Below are 15,768 nucleotides of genomic sequence, written 5' to 3'. Positions count from 1 at the left end.
CCTCTGAATTTTAAATTGGTAGCTTAGCCAAAAAAATGGCACATATTGTAACCCAAAACATCGCAGATAGAGAAGATTGGTTGCATCAACTCGCCGATGTTATTACCGACCCCGATGAATTGCTGCGGCTTCTGTCACTGAACACACATCCGGAACTGCCTCAGGGACGCGATGCGCGCCGCCTGTTTCCGCTGCGCGTACCGCGCGCTTTCGCTGCCCGCATGCGCGCCGGTGACGCCGGCGACCCGCTGCTGCGTCAGGTATTGACCGCCAGCGATGAGTTCGTGACCGCCGCCGGCTTTACCACCGACCCGCTGGACGAACAGCGCAGCGTGGTGCCCGGCCTGTTGCACAAATACCGCAACCGCGCCCTGCTGCTGGTTAAAGGCGGCTGCGCCGTCAACTGTCGTTACTGCTTCCGTCGCCACTTCCCTTATCAGGATAACCAGGGTAATAAAGCCAACTGGCGCCAGGCGCTGGACTATATTCGCCAACAGCCGGAGCTGGACGAGATCATCTTCTCCGGCGGCGACCCGCTGATGGCGAAAGATCATGAGCTCGACTGGCTGATCGGCGAGCTGGAAGCCATCCCGCACGTGAAACGCCTGCGCATCCACAGCCGTTTACCGGTGGTGATCCCGGCGCGCATCACGCCTGAGCTCTGCCAGCGCCTGTCCCGCTCGCGTTTGCAGGTGCTGATGGTGACGCACATTAACCACGCCAATGAGATTGATGCGGCGCTGGCGGCCAGCATGGCGCGGCTGCGCCGTGCCGGCGTAACCCTGCTTAATCAGAGCGTGCTGCTGCGCGGCGTGAACGACGACGCCGATACGCTGGCGACGCTGAGCAACGCCCTGTTTGATGCCGGTATTCTCCCCTATTATATCCATGTGCTGGATAAGGTGCAGGGCGCCGCCCACTTTATGGTCAGCGATGACGAAGCGCGCCGCATCATGCAGCAGCTGCTGAGCAAGGTGTCCGGCTATCTGGTACCGCGCCTGACGCGCGAGATCGGCGGCGAACCCAGCAAAACGCCGCTGGATCTGCGGCTGACTCAGGACGCGGCGCCGCAGCCTTAAGCGAAAAAAAGAGGAATGCCCAGGCATTCCTCTTTTTTATATCGGTGACCCGTCCTAAATAACGTTGACACATTTTACTCACGTACAGAGGAAAATGTGATGAACCAGTATGTTAAACGCACACAACGCGATTACTCTCTATCCTTTAAGTTAGCCGTTGTCGAACAGGTCGAAAAAGGTGAAATGACTTGTCGTCAGGCCGCAGACCGTTATGGTATCCAAGGCAACGCAACCGTCATGAACTGGCTGCGCAAATACGGTCAACTTGACTGGCGGACTTCTCCTTCCCCCCAAAAGTGCGGAGGCAACATGCCCAAACTTCCCCTGACGCCCGAACAGCGAATTAAAGAACTTGAGCAGCAACTGGCTGAATCTGAAGTCAAAGCCCAGTTCTTCGAAGCCGTCGTCAAAGTGATGAATACCGACTTTGGTGCTACGCTGACAAAAAAGCAGTTAACCGCCTTATCGCGCAAACACAAGTACCGGGACTCACAGTAACGCGGGCCTGCCGATGGATGGGCATCAGCCGACAAGCGTGGTATCAGTCTCTGCAGCGAGAGGCAGGCAGAGAGGAGCAGGCCCGGCATCTCGTCGCACAGGTAACGGCTATCCGCTTGCATCAGCCCCGACTGGGGACGCGTAAGTTGCATCACCTGTTGCGGCAACGCCCGGAACCGGCGTTGCATGTGGGCCGCGACCGGCTGTTCAGTATCCTGCGCTGCGCGCGGTTACTGGTGATGCCTAAACGGGCATATCACAAGACGACGCACAGCCATCATCGTTTTTATCGCCATCCCAACCTGCTGAAAGCAGGAGACAATCAAGTAATAGCCAGCCGTCCGGAACAGGTGTGGGTGGCGGATATCACCTACCTGCCGCTGAGGACGGGAACGGCGTATGTCAGCCTGATAACGGATGCCTGGTCGAGAAAAATCGTGGGGTATCATGTACATGACAGTCTGCATACCCGACACGTCGCCTGCGCGTTCAAAATGGCGCTGGCCGGCAGACGCACGACGTTGCCGCTGGTGCACCACTCGGATAGGGGTATCCAGTACTGTTCGCAGGAATATCAGGCGTTACATCAAAGGTATGGTGTCACTTGCTCGATGACGGACGGGTATGACTGTTACCAGAATGCGCTGGCGGAACGGGTAAATGGGATACTTAAAACGGAATATCTGCTCGGCAGGCCAGAAGACATCGTACAGGCAAAAAAGATGGTCAGGGAGTCGGTGAACATCTACAACACACAGCGGCCGCACCTGTCGCTGAAATACAAAACGCCCGATGAGGTTCATCGGGCGTTATCCGGCTGAAAAGTGTCAACCTATATCAGGACTAGTCATCGGTGGTTAACGGCGTGGGGCCGTTATGGGCATTTATAAACCTGGCCCATCATTTTGCTGTCCAGAGGGGCGAAGCTGGAGAGCAGATTCTGGCTCGGGCTGGTCGCACCGTAAATCACGTTGCCGCCCATTTCAGCCGCCTTGTTGCGCAGGTCGTTGGCCGCACCGCGCAGGCCGCCGCTTTCTGCATTACTGCCGGACAGCCAGTTGCTCTGCGTGCCGGTGACTTCCCCCACCAGCTGGCATTCCGCCGCCGGTTTGGTATCGGTAAATTTAACCTGCTGACCTGCGCTGGTCAGTTGATGAGTGGTGCTGCATCCTGCCAGCAGCAGCGCCGCCGAAAGTCCCAGTAAGGCTGTAGTCCGCATCTTGTTCCCCATATAATGTTGAGAATTACGCAAAAGCTTATCAGAAAGCAATGCTACCTCTTAAGCTTCCGTTGCCACGTATACTTGGTCAACGCATAGAGCGACAGTTGATGAGGTAACAGTTTACACGCTAATTCCGTCCGGCCGGTAAAAATATCGCCAAACCCTGTGCGCCAGCTCTTTGTTATAATCGGCGTCCTGCCCATGCGCTCCGTGCAACCGATACGGTAAGCCGCGCGAGCCTATCAGCAACCCCACCCGCTCCCACTCAGCCAAAATCGTCCCAGTCCAAAACCGCCAGGCAAACGGCGTCGGGATAAATCCGTCAGAGCACGGAGGGTAAGAAATTTAACGCCATAATATTCATGGCGTTATGCGCATCCATAAATAAATAAAGAAAAGTGACGGTTGTGCGCCTTTTCTTGGGCAAATTCCTGCGCCATAGCATATATTAATACATCTAATGATTGGGGTGGCGACACAGCGGATAGCTGACGAATAAAGGATAATGGTAAATATTAATAAGCTAAGTATTTATGCGATCCGGTCACTGAGATGTAACTTAATAGACAACCCCGCTCATTATCGGGATGCCGAAGCCATTAAATAATGGCAATAATCAATCAGTGACGCTTGGACTGACAGAACGAAACCAAAAAATAGAGTCGACAAAACAGGATGGTGATATGAGAGTGATAATATGCGCCCTGGGTTCCTCTGGTGACGTTTACCCATGCATCGAAATTGGCGCGATATTAAAAGAAAGAAACCATGATGTGCATATACTTACCAATGAATACTTCAAAGATTACGTTGAGTCTCGCAATCTTTCCTTTTCAGCAGTAGGCAGTAAAGGGGACTTTATCCGTTCAGTACGTGACAGCCAGCTATGGGAGAAGAAAACCTCATTAATAAAAATATCTGCATACATGGCTAATTATCAGGTTGGTATGTTTCATTCAATCGAGAGGTTGGTGAATGATAATTGTGTAATTATTCATTCGCTTTGGGTCTTTTCAGCCAAGGTGGTTAGCGAAAAATATTCGTTAAAACGCTTCCCGATAAGCCTTACCAACGCCAACCTTAAACTCTGCCCGGGGAAATTTATTAGCTGGTTAGAAAGCAAGCTCGGCACCTCATTAAACCTGAAGGCTGAACTCTTTAGACGCCGCCTGGTTTCTCCGCTGTTACAGGGGGTCATCGCCTCGATAAGAAAATCAGAGAACCTCCCAGACGACAAAAACATCTATACCGACCTGGTAGATAGACGCTTAAAGCCTATTATTTTGTATGAGCCTTGGTTCTACGAAAAAAAACCGCAGCATGGATTTTACATGGGGTTCCTGTTAAATAAAAACCGGGAATTCGACCACGCTCCGATAATCAACCGCTTTGTGGACAAAAAAACGGTGATTTTCTTCACCAGTTGGGCATTGTCTGATGAAGCAGGCATAAATCATGTCTTAAGCAGTCTGAAAGATGAAGGTTTGAAATGTGTACTGGTCACCCCCACCCTCGACAGCGTCCACGTTGAAGAAAATGTCATCAGAACACCTTATCTTAATATGGATAGCATCAAAGGATGTCTGTTTGCCATTCACCACGGCGGCATCGGCACCAGTGCCCAACTGCTTAAAAACGGCATACCTCAGTTAATCTACCCAAAAGCCTTTGATCAGTTCGAAAACGCAAGCTCTCTCGAAAGAATAGGCTGTGGCGTTAAAGGCGGCGATATAAATGCGTTGAGGCATATGATTAAAAAATCGGTTACCAATGATAATAACTGTGCTTTTTACGCCTCGCGGCTAAGTGAAGAGAACAAAGAACGAAACGATGCGCTGGAACGTTTACTCATGGGTTAACGTGATATATTTCATGAGCGTTACTAATGATTAAGCGCATGAAATGTATGCGCCGCGCTGAACACTGAGACATGCCCTGCCGCTCCATCGCCGCCTGATAAAACACGCGTCCGCTATTCCGCATCGCCTGAACCCTTTATTCAGAGATAAAAAAACCCCGGCGCCAGGCCGGGGTTTTCACTCACGCAAGCGTGAAGGGGGATGATTACATCATGCCGCCCATACCGCCCATGCCGCCCATACCTGCAGCGCCCATGTCGGCTTTATCTTCTTTCGGCAGGTCGGTAACCATGCACTCGGTGGTGATCATCAGGCCAGCCACGGATGCCGCGTACTGCAGTGCAGAACGGGTCACTTTGGTTGGATCCAGGATACCCATGCCGATCATGTCGCCGTACTCTTCAGAGTAAGCGTTGTAACCGTAGCTGCCTTCGCCCGCTTTCACGCTGTTGGCGATAACGGAAGCTTCTTCACCGGCGTTGATCACGATCTGACGCAGCGGTGCTTCCATCGCGCGCAGCGCAACTTTGATACCTACGTTCTGATCTTCGTTGTCGCCTTTCAGCTCGGCAATTTTGCTCGCTACGCGGATCAGCGCAACGCCGCCGCCGGCAACCACGCCTTCTTCAACCGCAGCACGGGTCGCGTGCAGGGCATCTTCAACGCGGGCTTTCTTCTCTTTCATTTCAACTTCAGTCGCTGCGCCAACTTTGATAACGGCAACGCCGCCTGCCAGTTTAGCTACACGCTCCTGCAGTTTTTCACGATCGTAATCGGAAGTCGCTTCTTCGATCTGCTGACGAATCTGCGCAACGCGGCCCTGGATGGTCGCTTCGTCGCCGATGCCATCGATGATGATGGTGGTGTCTTTGTTGATCACAACGCGTTTTGCCTGGCCCAGGTCTTCCAGGGTGGCTTTTTCCAGCTCCATGCCGATCTCTTCAGAGATCACGGTGCCGGCGGTCAGGGTTGCGATGTCTTGCAGCATGGCTTTACGACGGTCGCCGAAGCCTGGCGCTTTAACCGCAGCCACTTTCACGATGCCGCGCATGGTGTTCACCACCAGCGTCGCCAGCGCTTCGCCTTCAACGTCTTCAGCCACGATCAGCAGCGGCTTGCCGGCTTTCGCTACGGCTTCCAGTACTGGCAGCAGTTCACGGATGTTGGAAACTTTTTTGTCAGCCAGCAGGATGAACGGGCTTTCCAGCTCAACAGAACCGGTTTCCGGCTTGTTGATGAAGTATGGGGACAGGTAGCCGCGGTCGAACTGCATACCTTCAACCACGTCCAGCTCGTCTTGCAGGCCGGTGCCTTCTTCAACGGTGATAACGCCTTCTTTACCGACTTTTTCCATCGCTTCTGCAATCAGTTTACCCACGGTTTCGTCGGAGTTTGCAGAGATGGTGCCGACCTGCGCGATAGCTTTGGAATCAGAGCAAGGTACGGACAGTTTTTTCAGTTCTTCAACCGCAGCGATAACCGCTTTGTCGATGCCGCGCTTCAGATCCATCGGGTTCATGCCCGCAGCAACGGCTTTCAGACCTTCGTTAACGATAGCCTGCGCCAGAACGGTTGCGGTGGTGGTGCCGTCGCCCGCAGCGTCGTTCGCTTTGGAAGCCACTTCTTTCACCATCTGTGCGCCCATGTTTTCGAACTTGTCTTCCAGCTCGATTTCACGCGCAACGGAAACGCCGTCTTTGGTGATGGTTGGCGCGCCGAAGGATTTGTCCAGCACTACGTTACGGCCTTTCGGGCCCAGGGTGACTTTTACCGCATCTGCCAGAATGTTCACGCCGTTAAGCATTTTTACGCGTGCGTCATTGCCGAATTTTACGTCTTTAGCTGCCATTGGTATTTCCCTTCAATTCTTTTCAGTTCAGAAGATAAAGCGTAATTACGCTTCAACAATTGCCAGGATGTCGCTTTCGGACATGATCAACACTTCTTCATTGTCGATCTTCTCGGCTTTCACGCCGTAACCGTCGTTGAAAATCACGATGTCGCCGATTTTCACATCCAGCGGTTGAATATTTCCGCTTTCCAGAACGCGCCCTTTGCCAACGGCCACTACTTCGCCACGAGTGGATTTACCCGCCGCAGAGCCAGTCAGTACGATGCCGCCAGCAGATTTTGATTCAACTTCTTTACGCTTGACGATAACGCGGTCATGCAATGGACGAATACTCATTGAACGCTCTCCTGTAAGAAGGTCTGTATCAGATTTAGGGTTGTGCACCGGATTCTCATGTTTACCGGCCTCGTGGGTTTTGAAATGGGGGCATTCCAACTCCCTTCAAGGGGGCCGGGAAAAAAAATTTTTAACGAATGAGCCAACTGCGATCGCTGACACAAAAACGCGGCCGGACGGCCGCGTGGTGATGTGTTGTTAATGAACAGAAAAGCATCTGTTAACGATCGTCGCGCTTGTCGTGCTCGTCCGGGCGGTGTTCCAGCGTGTGGCGTTCGTCGTCCTTACGCTGAAATTCGCCGTCGAAGGTGTTGCCGTTGGCCGCATCGCCGCTCGGCCCCCAGCCGCCGGGACGGTAAACCGAAAGATGCGGCATCAGCTTCAGCGTCAGCGTTTTTTGCACCGGCGGCAGCAACAGCAGCAGGCCGAGGAAATCGGTAAAGAATCCCGGCACCAGCAGCAGGAACCCCGCCATTACCAGCGAAACGCTTTTCACCATTTCGGCCGCCGGGCTTTCGCCGGCTGCCAGCTTCTGCTGCATCTGCACAAAGGTTTTCATCCCCTGGTTGCGCACCAACGATATGCCGACGCAGGAGGTGAAAATAACCAGCAGCAGGGTAACGGCGACGCCCAATACGGCGGCGACTTTGATAAATAACGATATTTCAATGTAGACCAGCAGAAATATCAGTAAAAACGGTAACCAGCGCACCGTGTTCTCCTATCAGATAGCTTCGCGTACCCGCCCCGGCGCATACGAGAACAATAAAGTGGCCTGATAAAACAGGTCGAGTTAATTACAATGAGGGTATCCGATCGGCTTTTCAACCGGCTTGTCTCTTTTAAATGGCTACACTGACAAATGTGAAACAGATCACACAATGCAAAAACTGTGGTTTTTGAAATTCCAGATAGTGATCTGTGTTCACTCATTTATTGCGAAGCAGCATATGATCGGCGCAGCTCCGGCCGCTCGCGGTTGATACTGCGGCCGCCGGCGCTCACGGCGACATAAATTAGCTAACAAAATCTATAATTCGGCAGCAACATAGAGAAGGTTCTCATGTCAAACAACATTCGTATCGAAGAAGACCTGCTAGGAACACGTGAAGTACCCGCAGATGCCTACTACGGTGTTCACACTCTGCGTGCGATTGAAAACTTTTATATCAGCAACAGCAAAATCAGCGATGTTCCTGAGTTTGTCCGCGGCATGGTGATGGTGAAGAAAGCCGCTGCGCTGGCGAATAAAGAGCTAAAAACCATCCCGCGCAAAATCGCCGACACCATTATTCAAGCCTGTGATGAAGTGCTGGATAACGGCAAATGCATGGATCAGTTCCCGGTGGACGTCTTCCAGGGCGGAGCGGGCACCTCGCTGAACATGAACACCAACGAAGTGCTGGCAAATATCGGCCTGGAGCTGATGGGGCATCAGAAAGGGGAATATCAGTACCTGAACCCGAACGATCACCTGAACAAGAGCCAGTCCACCAACGACGCCTACCCGACCGGCTTCCGCATTGCGGTTTACGCCTCGGTGATGAAGCTGATCGACGCCATCAACCAACTGGGCGATGGCTTCGAGCGCAAGGCCAAAGAGTTTGAAAATATCTTGAAGATGGGCCGCACCCAGCTGCAGGACGCGGTGCCGATGACGCTGGGCCAGGAGTTCCACGCCTTCAGCGTGCTGCTGAACGAAGAGACGCGCAACCTGCGCCGCACCGCGGAGTTGCTGTTGGAAGTCAACCTGGGCGCCACCGCCATCGGCACCGCGCTGAACACGCCGGACGGCTATCAGCAGCTGGCGGTGCAGAAACTGGCGGAAGTCAGCAACCTGCCGGTCGTGCCGGCTGAAGACCTGATTGAAGCCACCTCGGACTGCGGTGCTTACGTCATGGTGCACAGCGCACTGAAGCGTCTGGCCGTGAAAATGTCCAAAATCTGCAACGACCTGCGCCTGCTCTCCTCCGGGCCGCGCGCCGGCCTGAATGAAATCAACCTGCCGGAACTGCAGGCAGGTTCTTCCATTATGCCGGCCAAGGTTAACCCGGTAGTGCCTGAAGTGGTCAATCAGGTGTGCTTTAAAGTGATCGGCAACGATACTTGCGTTACCATGGCGTCCGAAGCAGGTCAGCTGCAGCTGAACGTGATGGAGCCGGTGATCGGCCAGGCGATGTTCGAGTCTATCCATATCCTCACCAACGCCAGCTATAACCTGTTGGAGAAATGCATCAACGGCATTACCGCCAATAAGGAAGTGTGCGAACACTACGTCTTCAACTCTATCGGCATCGTGACCTACCTGAATCCGTTTATCGGCCACCATAACGGTGACATCGTCGGTAAGATCTGTGCGGAAACCGGTAAGAGCGTGCGTGAGGTAGTCCTGGAGCGCGGCCTGTTGACGGAAGCCGAACTGGATGACATCTTCTCCGTCGAGAACCTAAAACATCCGGCCTATAAAGCAAAACGCTATACAGATGAAAACGAACAATAACAGATACATCCGGTAGCCCGAAAGGCACGCTAAATCCTCTGGATAGCGTGCCTTTTTACTTTCTAGCGCCCACAAATTTTTAACGTTTCATTTTCATATAACCAAAGTAATTCGGGTTGTCGCGCCCCCGTCACGGCGCAGCGAACACGTCGATGGAACGGCGGATACGTACGGCCGGGCAAACGGCAGCCTGAAAAATGGCGGATATAAAAAACTTTAATTGTGAGGAGCAACACTATGTTAGCGGTGGAATTGATCATCGTTCTGCTGGCCATTTTTCTCGGGGCCAGACTGGGCGGTATCGGCATTGGCTTTGCAGGGGGCCTTGGGGTTTTAGTGCTGGCGATGATCGGCGTAAAGCCGGGCAATATACCCTTTGACGTAATCTCCATCATCATGGCGGTCATCGCCGCCATCTCCGCGATGCAGGTCGCGGGCGGCATGGACTATCTGGTCCAGCAAACCGAGAAGTTACTGCGTAAGAACCCAAAACACATCACCATTCTGGCGCCGGTGGTGACCTACTTCCTGACCATCTTTGCCGGCACCGGCAATATTTCCCTCTCCGCGCTGCCGGTGATTGCCGAAGTGGCGAAAGAGCAAGGTATTAAGCCCTGCCGTCCACTGTCTACCGCCGTCGTTTCCGCCCAGATCGCCATCACCGCATCGCCGATTTCCGCCGCCGTGGTGTATATGTCCTCGGTGATGGAAGGCCACGGCGTCAGCTATCTGCATCTGCTGATGGTGGTCATTCCGTCGACCTTCCTGGCGGTGCTGCTGATGTCGCTGTTGGTTACCTGGCTGTTCGATTCCAAACTGTCCAACGACCCGGTCTACCTGAAGCGGCTGGAAGAAGGCCTGATCACCCTGCGCGGCAACAAGGTGATGGAGATTAAACCACGCGCCAAGTCGTCGGTGCTGCTGTTCCTGCTGGGGGTACTTTGCGTGGTGGCCTACGCCATCATCAACAGCCCGGGGCTGGGACTGGTGGCCAAACCGCTGATGAACACCACCAACGCCATTCTGATCATCATGCTGAGCGTCGCCACCCTGACCACCCTGCTGTGCCGCGTCGACACCGACGCCGTGCTGAACTCCAGCACCTTCAAGGCCGGAATGAGCGCCTGTATCTGTATTCTGGGCGTGGCCTGGCTGGGCGATACCTTTGTGCAGGCGAATCTGGAGTGGATCAAAGTGACCGCCGGCAGCGTGATTCAGGCGCACCCATGGCTGCTCGCGGTGATCTTCTTCTTCTGCTCGGCGCTGCTCTACTCCCAGGCCGCCACCGCCAAGGCGCTGATGCCGATGGCGCTGGCGCTGAACGTCAGCCCGCTGACCGCCGTCGCCTCTTTCGCGGCGGTATCCGGCCTGTTTATCCTGCCGACCTATCCGACGCTGGTCGCCGCGGTGCAGATGGACGATACCGGCACCACCCGCATCGGCCGTTTCGTGTTTAACCACCCGTTCTTTATTCCCGGCACCATCGGCGTCATCCTCTCCGTGGTGCTCGGTTTCCTGCTGGGCGGTATTTTGCTGTAACTCTCCGCGGGGCCGTCAGGCCCCGTTTTTCCTCCCACCTCCGCGCTGGTGATAAACTCGCCTTCTAGCCGCCGGGGCTTCAGGGTATAGTGCTCTGCAGAGAATCGGGTTGAGAGGGAGTCAAGATGTCTGATTGCGAAGCCGTCGTCATACTTTGTACCGCACCGGATGAGGCCAGCGCCCAAGAGCTGGCGGCCCGCGTTCTGGGTGCAAAGCTGGCCGCCTGCGCCACGCTGCTGCCCGGCGCGTCATCGCTGTATTACTGGGAAGGGAAACTGGAACAGGAGTACGAAGTCCAGATGCTGTTCAAAAGCAATCGCCAGCATCAAGACGCCCTGCTCAGCTATCTGAAACAACATCACCCGTACCAGACGCCCGAGTTGCTGGTGCTGCCGGTGATGGCCGGAGATAAAGACTATTTGTTATGGATCAACGCATCATTAAACTGATTTTCCTGCTTTGCAGCCTGTTCTTCCTGCCACAGACGGTGCAGGCCTCGCTGTTTGGCAACGGCGGCGGCAACCAATTTGTGCCGGTCGATCGGGCGTTTGCCTTCGACTTCCAGCAACAGGGCCGGCAACTGACGCTGAACTGGCAGATCCGCCCCGGCTACTACCTGTATCGCCAGCAGATTAAACTAGTGCCGCAGCAGGCCAGGCTGGCCGATTTCAGTTTGCCGCAGGGTATCGCTCATAAAGATGAGTTCTTCGGCGAGACCGAGATTTATCAGCAGCAGTTACAGCTGCCGCTGACGCTGCTGCAAGCCTCAGAGAACGCCAGCCTGAGCGTCACCTATCAGGGCTGCGCCGCCGCCGGGTTCTGCTATCCGCCGGAAACCCGCGTGATCCCGCTGGACGCCGTGGCGGCGTCATCCGCTGCGACGCCGGCCAGCGCGGCGCCGGCAACGCCCGCGCCCGCCAGCCTGCCGTTTTCACCACTGTGGGCGCTGCTGATCGGCATCGGTATCGCGTTTACCCCCTGCGTCCTGCCGATGTACCCGCTGATTTCCGGCATTATCCTCGGCCGGGAGCGGCCGCACAGCAGCGGCCGCATCCTGCTGCTGGCGCTGGTGTACGTACAGGGCATGGCGCTGACCTATACGCTGCTGGGTCTGGTGGTGGCCGCCGCCGGCCTGCAGTTCCAGGCGGCGCTGCAGCATCCGTACGTGCTGATTGGCCTCTCCGTACTGTTTATTGCCCTCGCGCTGTCGATGTTTGGCTGCTATTCGCTGCAGTTGCCTTCTGCGCTGCAGACGCGGCTGGCCAACTGGAGCAACACCCAGCGCGGCGGCTCGCTGTTCGGCGTGTTTGTGATGGGCGCGCTGGCCGGGCTGATCTGCTCCCCCTGCACCACCGCGCCGCTCAGCGCCATCCTGCTGTATATCGCCCAGAGCGGCAATATGTGGGCCGGCGGCGGTACGCTGTATCTGTACGCGCTGGGCATGGGCATTCCGCTGATTATCGTCACGCTGTTCGGCAACCGACTGCTGCCGCGCAGCGGGCCGTGGATGCAGTACGTCAAAGAGGCCTTCGGCTTTGTGATCCTGGCCCTGCCGGTGTTCCTGCTGGAGCGGGTGATCAGCGATCTGTGGGGACTGCGCCTGTGGAGCCTGCTCGGTCTGGCGTTCTTCGGCTGGGCCTTCGCGCTGAGTTTGAAAAGCTCACGCGGCTGGGCCCGCGCGCTGCAGCTGCTGTTGCTGGCCGCGGCGGTGATCGCCGCCCGCCCGCTGCAGGATTGGGCGTTTGGCCCCGGCGCCGCGCAGCAGGCCGCCCAGCCGCATTTGGCGTTCACCCGCATCAGCAACGTAGCGCAGCTGGATCGGGCGCTGCAGCAGGCGCAGGGCAAACCGGTGATGCTGGACCTGTACGCCGACTGGTGCGTCGCCTGCAAAGAGTTTGAGAAGTACACCTTCAGCGACGCCGGCGTGCAGGCCAGCCTGGCCGATGCGGTGCTGCTGCAGGCCGACGTCACTGCCAATAGCGCTGAACAGGCAGCGTTGTTAAAACATTTGCAGGTATTGGGATTGCCCACCATTTTATTCTTTGACCGTAATGGCCATGAGCAAACGGCCAATCGCGTTACCGGTTTTATGAACGCCCAAACGTTTAACGCACATTTGCAGAAAACTGCGCGGTAAACGACACTGAAGTGGCAGAAGTAGAATTTAGAGGGGAGCACAGGTGCAACGCGAACATGTTCTTGATACCGCGCTGGGACTGCTGGAGCAGCAAGGTCTGGCAAACACCACGCTGGAGATGCTGGCGGAAAAGCTCAGCGTACAACCTGCGGATTTCAAGCCCTACTGGCCGGATGCTGAGGCCCTGCTGTATGACTGCCTGCGCCACCATGGGCAACAGATCGATGCCTGGCGTCGGCAGCTGCTGCTGGATGACACGCTGACGCCGCAGCAAAAGCTGCTGGCGCGCTATGACGTACTGGCGGAATACGTGCAAAACGGCCGCTATCCCGGCTGCCTGTTTATTGCCGCCTGCAGCTTCTTCCCGGAAGACGACCACCCGATCCACCAGCTCGCCGAGCAGCAGAAGACGAGCTCGCTGGCGCTGACCCGCGACCTGCTGCGGGAGATGGACGCCGACGACGCCGATATGGTAGCCCAGCAGATGGAGCTGATTCAGGAAGGGTGTCTGAGCAAATTGCTGATCAAACGGCAGCTTCAGGATGTTTCCGTCGCCAAACGTCTGGCGGAAGACATTCTGCAGGTGGCCCAGTGCCGCAAACACGGCGCCCTGAGCTAGCGCATTTACAGCGCTACCCGGCCCGATAAGGCTCTGATTATCCAGCCTAAGGATAAAGTTCACGCAACCTGCATGAAAAGACAGCAAACGGCGCTGTTTTTTCATATTTATGCCATAAAGCGATTGACGCCAACCGGGCTTTACGGTTTAATGCTGCCCGTTGCCCGGATAGCTCAGTCGGTAGAGCAGGGGATTGAAAATCCCCGTGTCCTTGGTTCGATTCCGAGTCCGGGCACCATATTCAGAAAAACCCGCCTATGGCGGGTTTTTCGCTTTCTGGCCGGCGGATTCTCCATCGCTTCTCCCCTCATCCCCGCTCCACCGGCGATGATAACGCTAAAGATATAACCACGCCGGCGTCTGACAGCACTCCCCGAAGTTATAAAGTACGACGGGGATAGCCATAGCATCGTTTTTATTATTTATTTTTTAAAACTTTGATTCGTTAAATTATCAAAAATAGAATAACTACGCTCCCCCCTCTCCGCCACACACTCTCTTTCACCTTGAGCTTCCCTGGTAGAGAGCTACCTGCTTATTGCCCGCTGAAAAATGAGAGTTTTATTAGTTATAATATCTCAAAAATATAAAAAAATAAGCAAAGCACACCTTGATGAATCCATAAATATCGATTACCCCTATCTTTTCTGCCACACCTCAACGTGCTGAACCGGACACCGCTATTTTCTAACGTGATGCACATCACGCATTTAAACTTATTTAGAAGATCAAACCCCCAGAATTAATGGCATTAGCGATCGCCATGTTTCTTATACAAATTAAAGTTGGTAGATTTTTTGACAACCCTATTATCTGTAGACTAGTCTTTTTTCGTCACTAATGAAGCTATTTCACAGTGAAAATGGGAAACGCTAAAATACATAGCACCCTAACAAATTCATATGCAATATTTCATCTTATTTATTGAGTTAAAATGGAGCCAACTTTGTTAGGAAATACATTAACTACGAAGTTTCCCACCGTCTCGTCGAGCGTTACGGGTAGCTTTGGTGAACTATTACAGGGTGAACTTCCCGGCAATCAGGAGTTTTTAGTAACCTGTCCCATCGCCCATTCATCCACTACTTACTTCTATCAAAACAGCAACATATATACCCTGGATATTTATCCACCCTGCAAAACCAAGACTAAGCGCGCCGTTGAAATTTACCTCAATAACCTAAAACAATCCGCCTGCGGCATGTTAGTGATTAATAGCCAGATAGAAAGTGGTAAAGGGTTAGCCAGCTCAACGGCGGATATCGTTTCTGCCTTAAAGACGATGGCCCAGGCGATAGGGCGAACCATCATGCCCGATGAAGTCGAAGATATACTCCGCCATATCGAACCTTCCGATGGTGTGATGTACGATACGCCGGTTGTTTTTCAACACCGCAAAGTCAAACTGCTCAAGCAGCTTCCCCAGTTGCCCGTCGGCATTATTTTCGCCGTCGACGAAGGCGGAAGGTTGGATACCGTCACTTACAACCGTCATTACTCCAACTATTCGCTGGAAGAACAAAAGAATTTTTCTCATTTGCTGGACCATTTGGAAAATGCCATCCACAGCCGTGATTTGGTCGGCATTGGCCGGATCGCCAGTGAAAGTACGCGCCTTCATCAGCAGCGTGCCCCCAAGCAGCACCTTGAATGGCTGGCGGCATTACAGCATGACATCGGCGCGCCGGGCATTATTAATTCCCACAGCGGCACCATGCTGGGCGTATTGCTTGATATACACGATAACGATTTCCCCAACCAACTGCGTTATCTAGCGGAAAAGACCACCGCCAATGGACTTTCCCATTGCACTTTCTCATTAGCCCATTAATTCAATCCAGTTTAACAAGGATCTGCCATGCGAGACGATATTGAATACTGCGTTGTCATTAATCAGGAAGAGCAATTCTCAATCTGGCCGAAAAGCAAACCACTCCCCGCCGGCTGGCTGATGGAAGGCACTGCGGGCAGTAAACAACAGTGCCTGGATAAAATATCAGAAGTCTGGACTGATATGCGACCAAAGTCATTGCGTGCAGCGTTAAGTAAATAATCTCGTTTTCATGAATGACGCTAATGACGCATGCGCGTCAGGCGTTCCCTTTATCCTTTTTTGGGTGCAGCCGA

13 protein-coding genes, 1 tRNA gene and 1 pseudogene are annotated in these 15,768 nt (G+C 54.2%); 11 read left to right on the top strand and 4 right to left on the bottom strand.

Annotation, left to right across the window (positions count from 1 at the left end):
• Positions 1-35: 35 nt before the first annotated feature.
• Positions 36-1,079: an EF-P beta-lysylation protein EpmB gene (gene epmB, locus D781_RS01485; RefSeq protein WP_015344274.1), complete on the top strand. Its 1,044-nt coding sequence runs from the start codon at positions 36-38 to the stop codon at positions 1,077-1,079.
• A gap of 99 nt (positions 1,080-1,178) precedes the next feature.
• Positions 1,179-2,424, top strand: a pseudogene (locus tag D781_RS01475) (IS3 family transposase).
• 27 nt (positions 2,425-2,451) lie between these two features.
• On the opposite strand, the gene D781_RS01470 reads toward D781_RS01475, so the two are convergent.
• Positions 2,452-2,796 carry a DUF4156 domain-containing protein gene (locus tag D781_RS01470; protein WP_015344273.1) on the bottom strand — a complete coding sequence of 115 codons (345 nt, stop codon included), beginning with the start codon at positions 2,794-2,796 and terminating at the stop codon, positions 2,452-2,454.
• 686 nt (positions 2,797-3,482) lie between these two features.
• Here D781_RS01470 and D781_RS01465 point away from each other — a divergent pair.
• Entirely contained in the window at positions 3,483-4,658 is a 1,176-nt protein-coding gene (locus tag D781_RS01465; RefSeq protein ID WP_015344272.1) for a nucleotide disphospho-sugar-binding domain-containing protein, read from the top strand.
• Between the two features lie 205 nt (positions 4,659-4,863).
• Here D781_RS01465 and groL read toward each other — a convergent pair whose 3' ends face one another.
• The 3 genes from groL to D781_RS01450 form a co-directional block, all read right to left on the bottom strand.
• Positions 4,864-6,507, bottom strand: coding sequence for a chaperonin GroEL (groL, locus tag D781_RS01460; protein WP_015344271.1), 1,644 nt, complete (start codon positions 6,505-6,507; stop codon positions 4,864-4,866).
• Positions 6,508-6,552: 45 nt separating this feature from the next.
• Positions 6,553-6,846, bottom strand: a complete 294-nt coding sequence (locus tag D781_RS01455; protein ID WP_006322062.1) for a co-chaperone GroES — start codon at positions 6,844-6,846, stop codon at positions 6,553-6,555.
• Positions 6,847-7,066: 220 nt separating this feature from the next.
• The gene (locus tag D781_RS01450; protein WP_015344270.1) at positions 7,067-7,558 is read right to left on the bottom strand and encodes an FxsA family protein; all 492 of its coding nucleotides are present in this window, start codon (positions 7,556-7,558) and stop codon (positions 7,067-7,069) included.
• A gap of 351 nt (positions 7,559-7,909) precedes the next feature.
• On the opposite strand from D781_RS01450, the gene aspA reads away from it, so the two are divergent.
• The 8 genes from aspA (at position 7,910) to D781_RS22390 (ending at position 15,694) form a co-directional block, all read left to right on the top strand.
• Positions 7,910-9,346: an aspartate ammonia-lyase gene (gene aspA, locus D781_RS01445; RefSeq protein WP_015344269.1), complete on the top strand. Its 1,437-nt coding sequence runs from the start codon at positions 7,910-7,912 to the stop codon at positions 9,344-9,346.
• A 237-nt stretch (positions 9,347-9,583) separates the two neighbouring features.
• Positions 9,584-10,885 carry an anaerobic C4-dicarboxylate transporter gene (locus D781_RS01440; RefSeq protein ID WP_015344268.1) on the top strand — a complete coding sequence of 434 codons (1,302 nt, stop codon included), beginning with the start codon at positions 9,584-9,586 and terminating at the stop codon, positions 10,883-10,885.
• Between the two features lie 125 nt (positions 10,886-11,010).
• Positions 11,011-11,334, top strand: a complete 324-nt coding sequence (gene cutA / locus D781_RS01435; protein WP_015344267.1) for a divalent cation tolerance protein CutA — start codon at positions 11,011-11,013, stop codon at positions 11,332-11,334.
• On the top strand, positions 11,310-13,022 hold the full coding sequence (locus D781_RS01430) for a protein-disulfide reductase DsbD (RefSeq protein ID WP_015344266.1): 1,713 nt from the start codon (positions 11,310-11,312) through the stop codon (positions 13,020-13,022). Before cutA ends, D781_RS01430 begins: the two co-directional genes overlap by 25 nt.
• A gap of 43 nt (positions 13,023-13,065) precedes the next feature.
• A complete protein-coding gene (locus D781_RS01425) occupies positions 13,066-13,641 on the top strand; it encodes a transcriptional regulator (RefSeq protein WP_015344265.1) in 576 nt (191 codons plus the stop codon).
• A 162-nt stretch (positions 13,642-13,803) separates the two neighbouring features.
• Positions 13,804-13,879, top strand: a tRNA-Phe gene (locus tag D781_RS01420).
• A gap of 708 nt (positions 13,880-14,587) precedes the next feature.
• Positions 14,588-15,472, top strand: a complete 885-nt coding sequence (locus D781_RS01415; RefSeq protein WP_158497473.1) for a kinase — start codon at positions 14,588-14,590, stop codon at positions 15,470-15,472.
• Between the two features lie 27 nt (positions 15,473-15,499).
• A complete protein-coding gene (locus tag D781_RS22390; RefSeq protein WP_015344263.1) occupies positions 15,500-15,694 on the top strand; it encodes an MbtH family NRPS accessory protein in 195 nt (64 codons plus the stop codon).
• Positions 15,695-15,768: the final 74 nt, after the last annotated feature.

It is taken from the genome of Serratia sp. FGI94, from assembly GCF_000330865.1.
In the GTDB taxonomy this organism is placed as follows: Bacteria; Pseudomonadota; Gammaproteobacteria; order Enterobacterales; family Enterobacteriaceae; genus Serratia_B; species Serratia_B rubidaea.
Note: the sequence above shows the minus strand (reverse complement) of the source record. Positions and strands in the feature narration are given on the sequence as shown.

Excerpts from the sequence above, each read along its gene's own strand:
- epmB (WP_015344274.1), top strand. The coding sequence starts at position 36 with ATGGCACATATTGTAACCCAAAACATCGCAGATAGAGAAGATTGGTTG.
- D781_RS01470 (WP_015344273.1), bottom strand. The coding sequence starts at position 2,796 with ATGCGGACTACAGCCTTACTGGGACTTTCGGCGGCGCTGCTGCTGGCA.
- D781_RS01465 (WP_015344272.1), top strand. The coding sequence starts at position 3,483 with ATGAGAGTGATAATATGCGCCCTGGGTTCCTCTGGTGACGTTTACCCA.
- groL (WP_015344271.1), bottom strand. The coding sequence starts at position 6,507 with ATGGCAGCTAAAGACGTAAAATTCGGCAATGACGCACGCGTAAAAATG.
- D781_RS01455 (WP_006322062.1), bottom strand. The coding sequence starts at position 6,846 with ATGAGTATTCGTCCATTGCATGACCGCGTTATCGTCAAGCGTAAAGAA.
- aspA (WP_015344269.1), top strand. The coding sequence starts at position 7,910 with ATGTCAAACAACATTCGTATCGAAGAAGACCTGCTAGGAACACGTGAA.
- D781_RS01440 (WP_015344268.1), top strand. The coding sequence starts at position 9,584 with ATGTTAGCGGTGGAATTGATCATCGTTCTGCTGGCCATTTTTCTCGGG.
- cutA (WP_015344267.1), top strand. The coding sequence starts at position 11,011 with ATGTCTGATTGCGAAGCCGTCGTCATACTTTGTACCGCACCGGATGAG.
- D781_RS01430 (WP_015344266.1), top strand. The coding sequence starts at position 11,310 with ATGGATCAACGCATCATTAAACTGATTTTCCTGCTTTGCAGCCTGTTC.
- D781_RS22390 (WP_015344263.1), top strand. The coding sequence starts at position 15,500 with ATGCGAGACGATATTGAATACTGCGTTGTCATTAATCAGGAAGAGCAA.